We start from the raw sequence: 17,464 nt of genomic DNA, 5'->3' as shown, positions 1-17,464 counted from the left end.
ATAAACAATGAATAACAAACTAAAACAACTTGTAGTAGCACTACCATTTGCACTTTTATCAACAACGGCAGCTGCTGATTGGTCAACAACAATCACGGCAGCGTCTGACTACACATTTAATGGTGTAACACAGACAGATAGCGACCCTGCAATTCAAGGCAGCTTAGATTATGCTTTTGATAGTGGTGTATACGCCGGTGTTTGGGCGTCAAATGTAGATTTTGGTGATGACACTGATTTTGAACTTGATGCTTATGTAGGCAAGTATGTGCAGCTTGATGAGCAGTTTAGCGTTGACTACGGTATTGCTTATTACACTTATCAAGGTAATAACAGCGATGGTAACTACGCTGAAGCATACACTAAGTTTGGCTATGCGAGTGAATACGGCCAAACTGAGCTTAACTTTTGGTATAGCTGGGATTACTTTGGTCAAGGTGGAGGTCATGTAATCTCAATGGTTGCACACACCTATGAGCTGGCTCCAAATCATGCACTACGTGCAAGTTTTGATATATCAAACTCACTTGATGGCCAAAAATGGGCGTGGGACGTTAACGAGAAAAAATCATACAACCATTACCGTTTAGCATATCTAACTAGTTATGAAGGATTTGGTATTGAAGTGGCGGCTGAAAATACGAGCCTTGACTACGATTACGCAGATGAGCGTATCGTACTTGCCATATCACGTACTTTTGATTTGTAAGTAAAACACATCAATAATTAAAAGGCTTCTTATGAAGCCTTTTTTATACTCTCAAGATAAGCGCATAAAGAACTCGCATCTAACGGTTTAGAAAAATAATAACCTTGTAAATGCGAAACGCCTAAACTGTATAACTTTTCGCTCTGATCAATTGTCTCAACACCTTCAGCAACCACATCAAAGCTAAGTGAACTGGCCATTTGTACCACTGCATTTACTATACTCAGACCTTTTTTATCGACATCTTGAATAAACGTTTTATCTATTTTTACGATATCCACACCAATATCTAACATACTTGATAAGGATGAATAGCCAGTACCAAAGTCATCTATCGATATCCTAGCCCCTAACTCTTGCAAAGATTTAACCGTTGATAAAAATGTACTTTTATCCTTAGCAAATACTGACTCAGTGATTTCTATATGTAACTTATCAGCTGGAAAGCTAAATTTTCTTAAAATATCAGCAACTTCAACAACAAATTTTTGCCCTTGAAGCTGCATAACAGAGACATTAACACTAATTGATAAATCGGGAATGATTCTTTGAAACTCGAGCCCTTGAATACACGCGTTTTTTAAAACCCAGAGTCCAATTTCACTAATCATCCCATATTGCTCTGCAATAGGAATAAACTCATCCGGTGGAACCGGTTCACCATCCATTTGCCAACGTAAAAGTGCTTCAACTGAACTGGGGCGATTTGTACTAGAATCTATAATAGGTTGAAAAACAAGCGATAAACTTCCGTCTTGTACCGCAAAAGAAAGCCTGTCATTTAAGCGTCTTATACGCTCAAGTTGCATACGCAAATTATCATCAAAATAACTAATTTTTCCTCTATTAATACGCTTTTGATGATACATCGCCATATCTGCGTTTAGTATTAATTCGTCCAAATCACTGCCATGTTCAGGATAAAATGCAATACCTATCGTTGCACCTATTCCCGCTTTGTAATGGCTATTCGAGTGTACTTGTGTAATGGCACTAATGATTTTATTTGCAAAATCATTAGTTTTATCCTTACAGTTATAATCAGTAAGTAATAAAAATTCGTCACCTCCCCATCGACACTTATACTCATTTTGGCTACACACTGCTGAAATTCTCTGGGCAGTTTTTGTTAAAATCTGATCGCCAACCTCATGCCCCATAGTATCGTTAATATGTTTAAAGCCATCTAAGTCAATAAATAACAACGCAAATGATTCATTAGGGTATCGCGATAGCCTTTTTTTGACTCTTTTAAAAAAGCGTTTCTATTCAATAATTGAGTAAGGGAATCGCTATTTGATAGATGATAAATTTCTTGTGTTCGTAATTCGACACGCTGCTCCATCAGCTCTAATAGTTCAATATTTTGATTTTTTAAATGGATGGCATTTTGCGTAAAGTTTGCAGCCTTGTGTAAAGCAATAAGCGTAACAAACCCAAAGCCTATACCTAATACTCCTAATACATTTTGATAATGTTCTTCAGATAGGGTCAGTAGCACTGAATATGGTATCAATAACAAAAATGCGTATATAAAACATGTTGGTCGATGCGCTGAAAGAATATTTGCAGAGCCACCACCTAGTGCAGAAAAAATGATGATTATACTTGTAAGCTCTAGGACGCTGAAAGATGAATGGAAATACAATCCATAACAGCACCAAATCAACGCCGTGAGGGTTACACTTAAAGAGAATCTATATAAATCAACATAACTCGCTGCTTTACTGCTTCGTTTAAAATAGTAAACATCTATCAAACGGATCCCTAAAACAACAACCATGATAAACCACCAAATAAGCTTATCGGTAACTGAAGTAAAAGACTTATCACTAAAACCAAAAACTATGCCCGTACTAGCAATAAAAGATATAAACAATCCAGAGTAGGCATTTAAATAAAGGATCCGCACACTATCATTTAATTCTTTTTCTATTAGAGGGCTCACATGCATTAAAGATATGCCTTTGTTTAATATTATCAACTTTTTATACTACTAAACGTAAGCTTTAAATTCGATATTGTCCAATATAAGGTGTCTTTTGATGTGTTTATTTTCAGTGCTATAGAAGGTAAAAACGATAGATATGAGCGTTGTTCTTCACAAAGCGAAGACCCTATGTACTTGCTATGTTGAATTAATTTTATTGAGGAAGTAGTTCAGCAAACACTACCTTTACTGAAAATTTAAATCTGCTAGGGGCTGTTTATCTTTCGAGGTTAAATTTGCAGCAGTCTGTTTGGTATTTAGGCAAGGCAGAGTCTATGTAGTGTGGTTATTTCCCATAAATAGGCGATAACGTGGAATAAATGCCAAACATGCGCTGCCCGAAGGGCTGAGGGATCCCCACTTTATCCAGCGGCCTCTTTTTGATAATTAGAAATAAAGTTTTTTAAACTTTTTTCTATATAGCTTTGTGTAATACGTCTCTTACATAGCTTTATGACTTGCTTGGCTAAGGTTAAAAATGAAAGAACTCGGCGATTCTTAACACTATTTGCTTGAAATTTTATATGCCACTTTCTTTTTTCTGCTTCACACCCTATAAACCATAACGCAGTGCTCGCTATTGTGGCTATCAAGCATAATATTCCTATTCTATTTATGCCGGTGCTTTTACTAAAACGCCACGAAAAACCATATCTCAAACTTTTGTCATCGCGGAAATTTTGCTCTATTTGCATTCTTTTACTATATAAACCAACTACTCGCTTACTCGTCATTGTATTGTCTGATGTCGCGAGTAACCATGGCTCTTTCGCTAAGTTTTGATACATTTTTGTATCTTTCGTAAATCTGCTTTTTCCTTTTCTTCCTTTATTTTTTCCATGATATACGTGTAAAAATGCATCGCATGCTGTCGGGCTGGACTGAGTTAGTCTTGCTTGACCTAACGCCTTTGGTATATCGCTGGCACCAGCCCTAAGTTGTTTTAATGTATGCCATTGTGATTGCATGGCTAGTTTACACTTCATTGAGCCTCTTAATCGACCTATCATATGCCAACCAAGTTCGCGTACTTTACTATACCAAGGCGTAAGAAAGCCGCCGTCTGTTACAATATAGACACTAGGATGTCGTCCAAGCACTTCATAAAGTTCATCTAAAAACAGGCTGTTGGTTGCTGGGCTATCAAAATTCTTCTGCTCAACAATCATGTTATAAATCACGATAGAGCGCCCATCCACAAGTAAGCTTGCTCGCAGTAAGTGATAGTCGTGACCACAGGCACCGCTCCAGTCAACGGCAATTGCAAGCATTGGTAAAGAGTCGATAATAGGATGAGCTAATGCTTTATAGATAGCGACCCTTTCATTGTAGAGGTGAGTATTTTTTAAGAAGCGATCAACGCGTTTTATTTTATGTTTTACATCCACAGCGCCAGACAAATTTCTGCCGATTTCAGTTAAGGTAAGTTTATTACCCGAAATTAATGCATTACTGCAGCTTAGTAATGTTTTTACTCTGGCATTATTGAATGGCGCTAATGCATGTTTAAAGTACTTATGGCAAACTGATGTGTCAGGCATAGCAGTTGTGACTTATGTGGGTTGTGGTGATTTACATAAGATCATAAATTGCTGTGCCTGTCACGTTTTGGGGATTCGTCAGCCCGAAGGGTTCTGCCTAGGGGCAATTTACTCTTTGTTGCTTGGTTTTGACTTAGCCCGCTAGGTTACAAACCTCACGCCGCGATTAAATCGCCCCTAGATTGAACAAATTTTAATCCTGGAAGGTCAACAGGCCCTAGTAAAAGAAATTTACTATTAAACTCGAAACTATACATATGATTATTGTACTTAAATAAAATTGTAACAGTCTTTCGAGGTGACTAATAAGCATTAATCACCTCGTTTTAGCTACTTTAAAGTTGCCATGCATAGCTAACTTTTGTAAAAAACGTACGCTGATCTCGTTCAATATTTTTAAGTGAATCGTCTTGGTACCCTCTATCTGAATACCCTAAATAAAATAATGTTTGTGCGTTAATTTTATATGAGTAAACAAGCTGGCTACCATAATCCTTATTAGTTTGACTAACCTGATAAAAGTAAGCTTTTTCGTTACGATCTATATCTTCAAATTGTAAAATTAACTTAAGTATTGAACGCATACTGAATTTATAATGAAGCCTAAAATCAACCAAGTTCGCTGTAAATACACGATCCCCTTGTGGGTTGTCTAATTGGCTGTAATTATGTTTCACATCAAGCTGCCAGTGGTCGTTAATATCCCATATTACTTGAGTTTGGGTATCAAACACATCGCCAACCTGCTCATTCGCATAATCAATTCGGCTAGCGTATTCAAGATATAACGAAAGCTTTAAATCTTTAGTAGGTTTGAACCCAGTGTAAATATATCCAATATTTTGATTATAAAAATTATCGTTATAATTTTCATAACGGTGCACTAAACCAATTTCAAAAATGGATTGTTTTTGACCTTTGAAGCTTAAAAAACCTTCGTATTCTTCTTCAAGTAAGTCGCCGTTTTGCGCCCACGTTTTATCCCAGTCAGCTTCATATGACCATGAAGTAAGTAAATCTGACTCATCTCTGTACCATGTTTGTCCGCCACCTAAGCCTACTTTTTCATAATCGACTTTAGCTTGATAACCTAAATCAGTGCGGTAATCCTGCCCAATATTTTCATAAGAGGCGAACAATTTGTAATCACGTTTATCACGGGTAAGTTCCAGGGCATATGCTTCATCTGACTGAGTTTCAGATAAGTTATAGTTTTCAATTAAAAACGCCGAGTTGCGAGTATCAGCCGTCGATACTTGATACAAAAGAGTATCCGATTGATTAAACCAATAACTACCATCAACTGACAATACTGTATTATGGTAGCTATCACTTTCTCTATGTGTGCTTGAAAGTCCAATAGTACCTTGCTGACCAATATCATATCGATAACGCCCAGCCACCGCATTCGTTTTTTCGTTTAAGCTTGCAAAGCCAGAGCCCTGATTCGTTGGCAGTAAAATATTACTGTTGTCGTCGTCAGCGAGCAGCAAAGCATAACTATGATTACCCGTTTTACCCGTTAATTTTGCGCCTAAATTAGGCTCTGCAATTGTACGCGTGTATAAAAGTTCAAATAAGCTGCTTTTAAAGTAAGAAGCACCATCTAAAAAGAAAGGACGCTTTTCAGCGTAATAAATAGAGAAGGTTGTGTTTACATCAAGTTCTAAAGAGTCTGTTTCTACTTGCGAAAAATCAGGGTTAATTGTTGCGTTTAAAACAGCGTCTTTTGTTAAACCCCAGCGTAAATCTAAACCCACCTCAGTGTCTATATCGCCATTATTCCAATCACCCGGTAATTCAGGTTTGTTATCGTTACGAAGTGCCGTCAACGTGGGTGTTAATTGAATATTTTTACTTGATTCAATGTCACTAAAGCCAACTAACTTATCAAACTGACAAAGACTGCATTTCACATTTCTGTCAAAGCCCATGTTTGATAGCTGATATAATACATCTCGTTGATAGTTTCTCATTACAGAAAAACCCCACGTTAGCTCATTTTTATTTTCAGGAAAACGCAGTGCTTTAAAAGGAATACGCATTTCAACAACATAACCTTTCTCGTTAATTTGCCCTGCGCTATCCCAAATAGCATTCCATGAAGTATCAGAGCTCCAACCATCGGTATCGGTCATTCGTATATCGCCTTGCGCGCCCAGCGGGTTCACATGGAATTCATAGCCACTGCGTTCATCATTAAATGTATCAATAACTAGAATAACTACGTCGTCTTCCCAGAGCGTATCACGATCACGAAGTGATGCACGAATTTGCGTAGGGTCTGGGTCTTGTGCAACATAGGCAACATATAAGTTTGTGCCATCTTCATAGATAAAGGCATCAGTTTTTACAGGAGGAGTGCCTTTTTCATTAGGCTCGTCTTGGTAGAGTAAGGAAACACGTGTCGCATCTTTCCAATGCGCTTCATCCATAACACCATCAACGGTGATATTTGAAGCAATGCGGGATAAGGATACTTGCTGTCTTTCAGCGGCTACATCTAGGCTGGATAGTAATAAAGAAAAACTTGAAAGTATAAAAATAATTTTTTTATTATGGTTATAAAGAGTTGCATAAACATCCATTTAAATTTGCTTTACTCGTTGTGAGTAATTTATAGGATGAATTGTAATTTAAGCGAGTACATTTGTTAATACCTTGCAAAGATTATTACGCTAAATATTAACGAATTAATAATAAAGGACTAATTTTAAAATGATAATTAAGTTTCGAGTAACTTAAGTTTGTTGTCTATACCATTCCATACATCAGCGTCCTCTGGTGCAGGTTTAACCTCTGTAATGCGCGGCCAGACCAGTGCAAGTTCAGCATTTAATTCAGTAAACTCTTTTTGAGACTCTGGTAGCTCATCTTCTTGGTATATCGCATCAGCTGAACACTCAGGGACACATAAGCCACAATCAATACAATCAATCGGGCTAATTGCTAAAAAATTAGGGCCTTCAAAAAATGCATCTGCTGGGCACACTGATACGCAATCGGTGTACTTACATTTTATACAATTTTCGGTGACAACAAACGCCATACTATTTTAATACCTAAGATTTTGAACAACAGTTGTGGATCATACCCATCCACCCCAAAAATACAATAAATAAGTGCCATATCAGGCTATTTTAACGTAAAATGCGCGCCTAATGTTTGCACACTCGTTGTGCCCTGCATCCCCTTATTGTGAGCGGTAATAATACCCCGCTATGACACCTAAAAGAGATATAAATGATACGTTTAACCGAAATAAAGCTGCCACTTGATCATGACGAAGACGCAATTGGTCAAGCAATTGTAAATAAACTAAAAATCCAACCTGAACAATTGCACAGTTTTAATGTGTTTAAACGTGGTTATGATGCACGTAAAAAATCAGCTATTTTACTTATTTATACACTCGATATAGAAGTTGATAACGAAGCCGAGCTACTCGCAGCATTTGAAAAAGACCAGCATGTAAAAGTAGCACCAGACACAAGTTATAAATTTGTAGCCCAAGCTAACAATAATATCAAAGAGCGCCCTGTCGTGATTGGTTTTGGTCCTTGTGGTTTATTTGCGGGCTTATTACTTGCTCAAATGGGCTTTAAACCCATTATATTAGAGCGCGGTAAAGAAGTACGTGAACGTACAAAAGACACGTTTGGCTTTTGGCGTAAACGCACACTTAATACAGAATCAAATGTACAATTTGGTGAAGGTGGCGCAGGTACATTCTCAGACGGTAAGTTATACAGCCAAGTAAAAGATCCAAAGCATTATGGCCGAAAAGTCATTACTGAATTTGTAGAAGCAGGCGCACCCGATGAAATTTTATACGTAAGTAAGCCACACATTGGTACGTTTAAACTTGTCACCATGATTGAAAAAATGCGCGCTCGTATAATAGAGCTTGGCGGCGAAATTCGCTTTAGCACACGTGTTGACGATATTCATTTAGACGACGGGCAAGTAACAGGTTTAACGCTTTCAAATGGCGAGCAGCTAAACACTCGCCATGTTGTATTAGCCGTTGGCCACAGCGCACGTGACACGTTTGATATGATCCACAAAAAAGGGATTTATGTTGAAGCAAAGCCATTCTCAGTCGGTTTTAGAATCGAACATAAACAATCAATGATCGATGAATGTCGTTTTGGCACAAATGCAGGAAACCCAATTTTAGGCTCTGCCGATTATAAACTTGTGCATCATTGCGACAATGGCCGCACGGTTTACAGCTTTTGTATGTGCCCAGGTGGCACAGTAGTCGCGGCAACCTCTGAAGAAGGCCGTGTTGTTACCAATGGTATGAGTCAATATTCACGAAGTGAGCGCAACGCTAACAGCGCTATTGTGGTAGGTATATCACCAGAGCAAGATTTCCCTGGTAATCCACTTGCTGGAATAGACTTACAACGCAAACTTGAAGAGCAAGCGTATGAGCTTGGTGGTAGCAACTACGATGCACCAGCGCAGTTAATTGGAGATTTCTTAAAAGGTAAATCATCTGCAGATTTAGGAGAAGTACAACCCTCTTACACACCTGGTATTAAGTTAACTGACTTGAGTAAAGTGTTACCACAATTTGCAATTGATGCCCTTCGCGAAGCGATACCAGCGTTTAATAAACAAATTCGTGGTTTTTCAACTAACGACGGTTTATTAACCGGTGTGGAAACACGTACTTCGTCGCCTATTAGTATTAAGCGTGATAAAACATTCCAAAGTATTAACACCAAAGGGCTTTACCCTGCAGGTGAAGGCGCAGGTTACGCTGGCGGTATTTTATCAGCGGGTATTGATGGTATTAAAGCAGCTGAAGCAGTCGCACTGTCTATGTTAGAAAACGCTTAAACCTCTTTTTTAAGCTGTTTATCGAAAAGCCTCACTTTGTGAGGTTTTTTTGTGCTAAATGTATAGAAAATAATAACACCTCAAGCACCTCAACAATGATCAAAACATTTACCTTTTCGTTGCTTATTGTATTAGCAATTTTTAACGCTAAAGCACAAGAGCTAAAAACCATCGATGAAATCCACACTGCATATAAAAATAATTCTATTAATGCACAGCAACTCACCCAAAGTTATATAGAGCGAATTAATAAACTTAACCCACAATACAATGCAGTTATTAGTATTGAACCTACAGCTATTGCTCAAGCTAAAACGTTAGATGAACTTGCCGCCAAAGGCTCTTGGGCAGGTCCATTACACGGAATACCTGTACTTCTTAAAGATAATATAGAAACGAAAGGCACACTTCCCACAACGGCTGGCTCTTTAGCACTTAAAAATAACGTTACTAATAATGATGCTTTTGTTGTTAAACAACTACGTAATGCGGGCGCTATAATTTTAGGCAAAGCTAATTTAAGTGAATGGGCAAATTTTCGTTCATCCTATTCATCGTCAGGCTGGAGTGCCGTAGGTGGGCAAACACATAATGCGCACGATGTAACACGTAATCCATGTGGTTCTAGTGCAGGCTCTGCTGTGGCAATCGCACTTAACTTTGCGCCTATAGCATTAGGGACTGAAACAGACGGTTCAATTACGTGCCCTGCCTCAGTAAATGGAGTTTATGCAATAAAACCGAGTATGGGCCAAGTATCACGCTCAGGTGTAGTGCCTCTTTCTAGCAGTCAAGATTCAGTAGGGCCGATGGCGCATTCACTTAAAGATGCACTGCTGGTTTTGTCGGTTTTGCAAGGTGAGGACCCCCTTGATGCAACAACTACAGGGTTTGAATTAAAAGCAGGTAATCTAAAATCAAAATCGTCACTTATTATCGGTGCGCTACCTAGCGATAAATTTACAATTGAAACGCAGCGCCTTTATGCCAAGCAGTTACAAGCATTAAAACAGGCTGGGCACACTGTTATTAATGTAGTTATTACTGATAACTTAGATACGCTATTTGTTGATGAATACTATATTTTACTTTACGACTTTAAAGCCGAAATTAATCACTACCTCGCAAGCACTCCCGCACAAGTAGCTGTTAAAAGCCTAAAAGCACTTATTAATTTTAATATTCAAAATAAAAATACAGAAATGCCCCACTTTGAGCAAGATATCCTAGTTCAATCGCAGGCTATTGATTTAACAAACAAACAAAAATACCAAGAGACTAAAGAACGCTATCGCACTTTAGCAACGACAGCCATTGTTAATGTATATAAAAACAACAAGCTTGATATTGTTATAGCGCCTACAGTATCACCCGCCTGGAAAACAGACTTAGTTAATGGTGATAATTTTAATGGCAGTAGTAGTTCGTTATCTGCTATTGCAGGAACAACGCACATAACCCTACCTGTCGGAAAAGTAAGTGGTTTACCGGTTGGTTTGTCCATAATAGCAAATAAAGAGGACGAGCAAGCGGCTTATGTATACGCAAATATTATTGATGAGGTGTTATCACTAGGCACAAAAAAACCTGAGTAAACTCAGGTTTTTTTAAACTAAACGGCGTTAACTATGACTTTTTAAGTGACAGTTTTTCGCCTTTTAAGCTTTTACGAACGCTTGAAATACGTGAGCGATTTACTGCTCGCGCTTCACCGGTTGCTTGTCCTGATAACTTGTTAGAACGTGTACGGCGTAAATGCGCTGGTTTTTTACCAATTTTATCAATGAGTATTTCACGGTTACTTACTTCGTAACCTTCTAAATATACACGTTTGATTTTTTGACCGATTAACGTTTCAATTTCAAACAAAGTGTTTTCTTCTTCGCGGCTAACAAATGAAATTGCTTGACCTTGGCGACCAGCACGACCTGTACGGCCAATACGGTGAACGTAATCTTCTGCAAGCCATGGTAAATCAATATTAATTACACGAGGTAAACCATCAATATCAATACCGCGAGCAGCCACTTCTGTAGCCACTAATACGCGCACTTTACCTTCTTTAAATTCACGAAGTGCACGACGACGGTTACCTTGAGATTTGTCACCGTGGCAAACGCCCGCCGGAATACCATCAAGGTTAAGCTCTTTTACAAGCTCGTCAGCCGTTTCTTTCATGTTTACAAATACAAGCACTTGTTGCCAGTTTTTCTTACCAATCAATTCAGAAAGTAGCTCTTGCTTACGACGTTCTTCAACAGGGTAAACAACATGCTCAACAGTGCTTGCTGTACTGTTAGTTTGATCAACACGTACTATTTCAGCTTGTTTTAATACCTTAGATGCAAACTGTTTAATTGCTGCAGGGAATGTAGCTGAGAAAAGTAAAATCTGGCGCTCTTCTGCACAGCTTTTAATAACGTTTTGCATATCTTCAATAAAGCCCATATCAAGCATACGGTCAGCTTCATCAAGAACAAGGTGCTTAACACTTGCAAGGCTTAAGTTACCTAAACGAATATGATCAAATAAACGACCTGGTGTAGCAACAACAATATCCACACCTTCTTTTAAAGCGTTTGCTTGGCCGGCGGTACTAACACCACCAAATAAACTAACGACTTTAAGCGAAGTATGCTTTGCAAAATCTCTGAAGTTATTTGCAATTTGTTCTGCAAGTTCACGCGTTGGCGCAAGTACTAATGCATGAGGTGCATTCGTTGTGCTGAGTTCAGACTCAACCAATTTTTGGATGATAGGTAAAGCAAACGCGGCAGTTTTGCCGGTACCAGTTTGTGCACTGGCTAAAACGTCTTTACCTTTACGAACAGCAGGAATAGCTGCGCGCTGAATGGGCGTAAGAGTGTGATAGTTAAGTTCGTCCAACGCCTGGATGATTTCAGGAGCGAAACTAAAAGATTTAAAATTCATGCTGTATAACCTACGGCCACATTATCAAGGGTCGCAAATTATACAGCAAAAACGAGTCAACAGTTAGTCATTAGTTCTATTTTAACGCGTTTAATCTGCTTTATAACGTTTAAATATTAAAGAGGTGTTAATACCACCAAACGCAAAGTTATTACTCATCACATAATCGGTATTAATCTCACGTCCTTGATGCCTTATGTAATCAAGCTGAGCACATTCGTCATCAACGTTATCTAGATTAATTGTTGGTGCAAACCAATTATCAGCCATCATATTAATGCTTGCCCATGCCTCTATTGCCCCACAAGCACCTAATGTATGCCCCAAATAACTTTTTAACGAGCTAATAGGTTTACTACCCAATGCTTTAAACGTTGCGTGAGACTCGGCAATATCACCTTTATCTGTTGATGTACCATGAGCATTAACGTAACCAATTTTTTCTGGTTCTAAATTGGCATCTTGTAGTGCCATTTCTATCGCTAGTTGCATTGTTTTTGATGTTGGTTGAGTAACGTGCTGTCCATCAGAATTACAACCAAAACCAACCACCTCAGCTAATATTGTTGCTCCGCGCGCTTTTGCATGTTCGTATTCTTCTAAAATAAGTGTACCCGCGCCTTCGCCTATCACTAAGCCATCACGATTTACATCAAAGGGACGAGGTGTTTGCTTTGGTGTGTCATTTTTTGTAGATGTTGCATAAAGCGTATCAAATACTGCAGCCTCTGTGATGCATAATTCCTCCGCTCCACCAGCCACCATTATTTTTTGTCGGCCAAACTTAATCGCTTCATAGGCGAAGCCTATTCCTTGAGATCCCGATGTACAAGCAGAGCTTGTTGTTATAACACGCCCTTTTAAACCAAAAAACACACCAACATTTACAGGGGCAGTATGTGCCATCATTTTAATGTAACTCGTGGCTGTTACACCTGACATCGACCCCGTTTCCATCATATTTGCAAAGGCGAGTAGTGGCTCAGTAGAGCCCGTAGATGAGCCATACGCTATGCCCGTAGAGCCATCTGTTAGACTGTCGTGCTCTAGTAGTTTGGCTTGTTCAAGTGCGCATTCAGTAGCACGAGTTGACATAAGTGATACTCGCCCCATTGAACGGATTTGTTTTCGTTTGTAATGACTTGGTCGCTCAAAGTGTTTAACTGGCGCGGCTAAACGGGTATTGAGTTCGTTAGCTATATCCCACTCTGGCATAGTAACAACCGCATTTTCGCCTTTAATTAAGGCTTGTTTAAATTCAGACCAATCATCACCCAATGCAGTGACCACTGACATACCGGTTACGACAACGCGTTTCATCAAACCATGCCACCATTAACAGAAATTACTTGGCGTGTAATATATGCTGCGTCATCAGACATTAAAAAAGCGACGGTTCCTGCAATTTCTTTAACGCTCCCCATGCGCTTGAGGGGGATCATTTTCATCATTTCATCAATAGGTAATTCGTCAGTCATCGCCGTTTCTATCAAACCAGGTGCCACACAATTAACTGTGATTTTGCGTTTTGCCAATTCTAATGCAAGTGCTTTAGTAGCTCCAATAATACCAGCTTTTGCTGCACTATAATTTACTTGCCCTCGGTTACCTGCAATACCTGATACCGACGACATTGTAATTATTCGCCCACCTTTACGGCTTTGTACCATAGGCATTACAGTTGGGTGTACTACATTATAAAACCCATCAAGGCCTGTACGTATTACACAATCCCAGTCTTCCCCTTGCATAGCAGGAAATGCCATATCGTTAGTAATACCTGCATTACACACCACGCCATAATAAGCGCCATGCTTAGCTATATCTTCTATTATTTGTGCTTTGGCTTGCTCTCTGTCGCATACATCAAATTGTAATAAACTGGTAGCTCTACCTAATGCATTAATCTCATAGCATGTTGCTTGAGCCTGCTCAACACCCGATCTGCAATGCACTGCAATATCAAACCCTTGCTCAGCAAGTTTTAACGCAATAGCTTTACCAATACCACGGCTTGAACCTGTAACTAAAATTCTTTTTATCATTGATTTTCTCTTATAAATTCCAGCGGATTTTCAGGCTGAAATACATTAATTTTTGCTTGGCAAAGTACAGTCTCACAATCATGTATTTGGCATTCAAATACACTCAAACCTGACTCTTCTTGATATAGCTTTTTCACTTCAATAGTCAGCTTACTGCCGTTTTTAAAACACGGTAGATAAGTTTGATATTTTCGCGTACCAATTAAAAAACCAATTTTTACAGGTTTATTTTCATCATTCGCCAACGCGCCAGCGTAAGCGGCAATAGACTGCGCCATATACTCAACGCCAATATAGCTAGGTACACCATTAATCGCAGGACTAAAAAAAGGGCTTTGCTCAGTGATAGTAATAATGCATTGTGCTTCATCTTCGCTATACGCTAAAAGGCTGTCGATTAAAATCATAGGCGCGTCGTGCGGGACTACTAGCTCTATAGGGTAATTAGTCAACATTAACTCCCAATATTAAGCTGGCATTATTACCGCCAAATGCAAATGAATTAGATAAGCAGTATTTAAGAGCGGGCTTAAACGCTTGTTTTATTATTTTTATATCAGCCAAATCACCGTCTTCTTTAATTGCGTTATATGGCAGTATATGTTGGCCGCTGTCTTTTAATAATAACCAACATATACCGGCTTCAATGGCGCCTGCAGCACCTAAAGTATGTCCTGTTAAATGCTTACTTGAGCTAAGCGGGGTATTGTTGCCAAACACGCGATTAATTGCAAGTGCTTCCATTTCGTCATTTTTGAAGGTGGCCGTACCATGGGCATTAATATAGTCAATATCACCAGAGGATAACTTTGCACTTTTTAATGCTTTTTCCATTGATTCTTGAGCACCCATTCCATTAGGATCAGGTGCAGACATATGATGAGCATCAGAACTTTCCCCACTGCCTACTAGCATAATGCCGTTATTTATTATTGGTGTATTTTTAGTCATTACAAATAAAGCTGCCCCCTCACCAATATTAATGCCGTCTCTATTGCTAGAAAAAGGCTGACATAAACCTGAGCTTAAAGAGGCTAGCGAATCAAAGCCATTAATTGTTAATTGACACAAACTATCTGCACCACCACAAATTACTACATCAGCTAAATCAGCATTTAACAACGCACGCGCACTAATTAGCGCTTTTGCACTTGAGGTACACGCTGTAGAAATACTGTAACAAGGCCCTAATGCACCTATTTTATGTGCAATGTAATGAGCGGGTGTAGCTAACTCTTGATCACTGTAACTAAAGTCATCAGGCCAGAGCTTTGTACTTTCATAGCTTTTACGCGCTCTTTCACCATCATGAATACCTGATGTACTAGTACCCATTACAATTGCAATACGCGACCTATCAATATGCGAAAGTTTATCTAAGGTTGGCTTAATCTGTTCTAAAGCTAGATCAATAAATGTATTGATACGTTTATTATTTGATAAAGCAATAGACTGAACTTGCCCTACATACAGCAGGGCTTGCTCAGCACTTAAACTTTTATTTAAAGTTAATAAAGGAGTTGCAGGGTTATATTTATTTAAGCTTGTTGTGGTTGCATCTTGGCCTATGCCCATCGCACTCACAATGCCTAAATCATTCAGCCAATATGTCACTGTTCTACCTTTTTAAATGTTATTTGATACTGATGTAAAATATTGTTCAACGTTGTCGAATCATCACTATAGTCAATAGTGATAAATGTACCCTCATCGTTAAATACCTCCCGATTAGAGTCAACCTGCTCTATTAAAGCACCCTCTAACTGCTTTTGTAAAAATGCTACTGGCCAATGTACTAATGCAATATCCGCCAAAATATAATGAGGGTCTATCCCTTCTACCGCCAACATCTTTCTTGTTTTTACTGGACCATTTAAAGGTTTTTCTAGCTCCATAATTGGAAAGCCTTGCACTGTCATTAACAATAACTTAATTGCACCTTTGCCATTTATAGCTAATTGAGCAAATACAGTGTGTGTGTTTTGCTGATTCGTAATATACAAAACATGCTGCCAAGACTGGCCAAACATTTGTGTTGGGACGCTATTAATATTTAATTGGATATTAGGCGATAGATACACTCTATTTTTAGATGCTGTTAAACTCGTACATGCACTCAATACAGCAAATATAAATACAATACACACCGCATACTTAATTAATTTTGACATAACTGAGCCAACACATTTAAACGACGTTCACTTTGCGCAACAAATGGATTATTAGTATCCCATGCATAGCCCGCTAAAATAGCACTGATCATTTCTCGTACTTGGGTATTTTGTTCAGAGTAAAATATTACATCCTGAAAACGTGTATCGTACCACCCTGTTACAAATGTTCTAAAACAATCGACTCCAGCTTGTAATGGCTGTGCGTAGTGGGTGTCAAAATCAACGTTCTCATCTTTTAAATAGCGATCAACAAGTGGGGCAATTAAATTTGCTGATTTGAGTGCAATTGTTACACCTGATGAAAATACAGGGTCTAAAAACTCCCCCGCATTACCCAATAAAGCAAAGTGCTTACCATATAACTTACTCACATTTGCCGAGTAACCTTTAATATTCCTTGCAGGAGTTAATAACTGACGTTGTGCCAACAGTGTTTTTAAATAAGGGTCTTGCTCTATAAATTGATTTAGCACATCGCTAGATTCGTCGTTATTAAGACGCTCCGACTGCGCCACAACACCAATACTCGCAGTACCATCACTAAAGGGAATAAGCCAATACCACACATCAGAATATTGAGGATGTACGGTAATCAAAATTTTATTGCGATCGAAGTTTTTATCACTAATATTGTCTTTAAAGTGGCTAAAGTAAGCGCTGCGTACAGGAAAGTGAGAGGGAAGCTCTAAATCTAACAATTTTGGTAATACACGCCCAAAGCCACTTGCGTCCAATACAAACCGAGCATTAACGCGGTAAGCTTGCTGCTGCTCGTTGTGCACAAGTAACGACGCACCATTTAATTCGTCATTATAATCGACTACAGTGTGTCTATATCGAATTTCTACGCCTTGGTCTTGTGCTTTGTCTGCTAATAACTTGTCAAAGTCGGCTCTTTTTACTTGGTACGTAGTGCCTGGGCCATCAGTGAATTTTTCGGTGAAGTTTATAGTTGTATTTTGCCCCGCCCGATGAAAAGCAGCACCATCTTTAAATTGAAAACCTAAAGACGCTGCATTGTCATGTACTGAATCAATTAAAGCTGCCTCTTCTAAGTAGGCCATGCATTGCGGTAATAAGCTTTCACCAATTGAAAAACGCGGAAACACCTGTTGCTCGAGTACAAGTACCCGCCAACCTTTTTGAACTAACAGGCTACTAGCCAGAGCGCCTGATGGACCCGCGCCAATAACAACAACATCGTACTGCTCAAGGTTATTCAA

General features: G+C 38.8%; 14 protein-coding genes and 1 pseudogene. 3 read left to right on the top strand and 12 right to left on the bottom strand.

Annotation, left to right across the window (positions count from 1 at the left end):
* Window positions 1-7 precede the first annotated feature (7 nt).
* Window positions 8-709: a TorF family putative porin gene (locus tag P4S65_RS19520; protein WP_096794552.1), complete on the top strand. Its 702-nt coding sequence runs from the start codon at window positions 8-10 to the stop codon at window positions 707-709.
* A gap of 29 nt (window positions 710-738) precedes the next feature.
* Here P4S65_RS19520 and P4S65_RS19515 read toward each other — a convergent pair whose 3' ends face one another.
* The 5 genes and pseudogenes from P4S65_RS19515 to fdxA all read right to left on the bottom strand — a co-directional run bounded on the left by P4S65_RS19515 (window position 739) and on the right by fdxA (window position 7,289).
* Complete coding sequence (locus P4S65_RS19515) at window positions 739-1,914, bottom strand: putative bifunctional diguanylate cyclase/phosphodiesterase (protein ID WP_337120963.1); 1,176 nt, start codon at window positions 1,912-1,914, stop codon at window positions 739-741.
* Entirely contained in the window at window positions 1,896-2,663 is a 768-nt protein-coding gene (locus P4S65_RS19510) for a hypothetical protein (protein ID WP_337120961.1), read from the bottom strand. Before P4S65_RS19510 ends, P4S65_RS19515 begins: the two co-directional genes overlap by 19 nt.
* 398 nt (window positions 2,664-3,061) lie before the next feature.
* On the bottom strand, window positions 3,062-4,240 hold the full coding sequence (locus P4S65_RS19505; protein WP_050484169.1) for an IS4 family transposase: 1,179 nt from the start codon (window positions 4,238-4,240) through the stop codon (window positions 3,062-3,064).
* A 335-nt stretch (window positions 4,241-4,575) separates the two neighbouring features.
* A pseudogene (locus P4S65_RS19500) lies at window positions 4,576-6,818 on the bottom strand (DUF5916 domain-containing protein).
* Window positions 6,819-6,965: 147 nt separating this feature from the next.
* Window positions 6,966-7,289 carry a ferredoxin FdxA gene (gene fdxA / locus P4S65_RS19495; RefSeq protein WP_024599924.1) on the bottom strand — a complete coding sequence of 108 codons (324 nt, stop codon included), beginning with the start codon at window positions 7,287-7,289 and terminating at the stop codon, window positions 6,966-6,968.
* A 194-nt stretch (window positions 7,290-7,483) separates the two neighbouring features.
* Between fdxA and P4S65_RS19490 the strand changes: the two genes are divergently transcribed.
* The gene (locus tag P4S65_RS19490) at window positions 7,484-9,091 is read left to right on the top strand and encodes an NAD(P)/FAD-dependent oxidoreductase (protein ID WP_002958627.1); all 1,608 of its coding nucleotides are present in this window, start codon (window positions 7,484-7,486) and stop codon (window positions 9,089-9,091) included.
* 95 nt (window positions 9,092-9,186) lie between these two features.
* Entirely contained in the window at window positions 9,187-10,686 is a 1,500-nt protein-coding gene (locus P4S65_RS19485) for an amidase family protein (RefSeq protein WP_096794550.1), read from the top strand.
* 31 nt (window positions 10,687-10,717) lie between these two features.
* On the opposite strand, the gene P4S65_RS19480 is transcribed toward P4S65_RS19485, so the two are convergent.
* The 7 genes from P4S65_RS19480 to P4S65_RS19450 form a co-directional block, all read right to left on the bottom strand.
* A complete protein-coding gene (locus P4S65_RS19480) occupies window positions 10,718-12,022 on the bottom strand; it encodes a DEAD/DEAH box helicase (RefSeq protein WP_337120956.1) in 1,305 nt (434 codons plus the stop codon).
* Between the two features lie 90 nt (window positions 12,023-12,112).
* Complete coding sequence (locus P4S65_RS19475) at window positions 12,113-13,342, bottom strand: beta-ketoacyl-ACP synthase (protein WP_337120954.1); 1,230 nt, start codon at window positions 13,340-13,342, stop codon at window positions 12,113-12,115.
* Entirely contained in the window at window positions 13,342-14,067 is a 726-nt protein-coding gene (gene fabG / locus P4S65_RS19470) for a 3-oxoacyl-ACP reductase FabG (protein WP_337120953.1), read from the bottom strand. The genes P4S65_RS19475 and fabG overlap by 1 nt, the downstream gene beginning before the upstream one ends.
* On the bottom strand, window positions 14,064-14,519 hold the full coding sequence (locus P4S65_RS19465; protein WP_337121199.1) for a hotdog family protein: 456 nt from the start codon (window positions 14,517-14,519) through the stop codon (window positions 14,064-14,066). The genes fabG and P4S65_RS19465 overlap by 4 nt, the downstream gene beginning before the upstream one ends.
* Window positions 14,512-15,681 carry a beta-ketoacyl-ACP synthase gene (locus P4S65_RS19460; protein ID WP_337120952.1) on the bottom strand — a complete coding sequence of 390 codons (1,170 nt, stop codon included), beginning with the start codon at window positions 15,679-15,681 and terminating at the stop codon, window positions 14,512-14,514. Before P4S65_RS19460 ends, P4S65_RS19465 begins: the two co-directional genes overlap by 8 nt.
* Window positions 15,678-16,238 (bottom strand): DUF3261 domain-containing protein, encoded by a 561-nt coding sequence (locus P4S65_RS19455; protein WP_337120951.1) that lies wholly within the window; start codon window positions 16,236-16,238, stop codon window positions 15,678-15,680. Before P4S65_RS19455 ends, P4S65_RS19460 begins: the two co-directional genes overlap by 4 nt.
* Entirely contained in the window at window positions 16,226-17,464 is a 1,239-nt protein-coding gene (locus tag P4S65_RS19450) for an NAD(P)/FAD-dependent oxidoreductase (RefSeq protein ID WP_337120949.1), read from the bottom strand. The genes P4S65_RS19455 and P4S65_RS19450 overlap by 13 nt, the downstream gene beginning before the upstream one ends.

The sequence above is a fragment of the Pseudoalteromonas sp. B131b genome, from assembly GCF_037162545.1.
Lineage (GTDB): Bacteria > Pseudomonadota > Gammaproteobacteria > Enterobacterales > Alteromonadaceae > Pseudoalteromonas > Pseudoalteromonas fuliginea.
The sequence above is the reverse complement of the archived record's forward strand: the minus strand, read 5'-3'. Positions and strand labels throughout refer to the sequence as shown.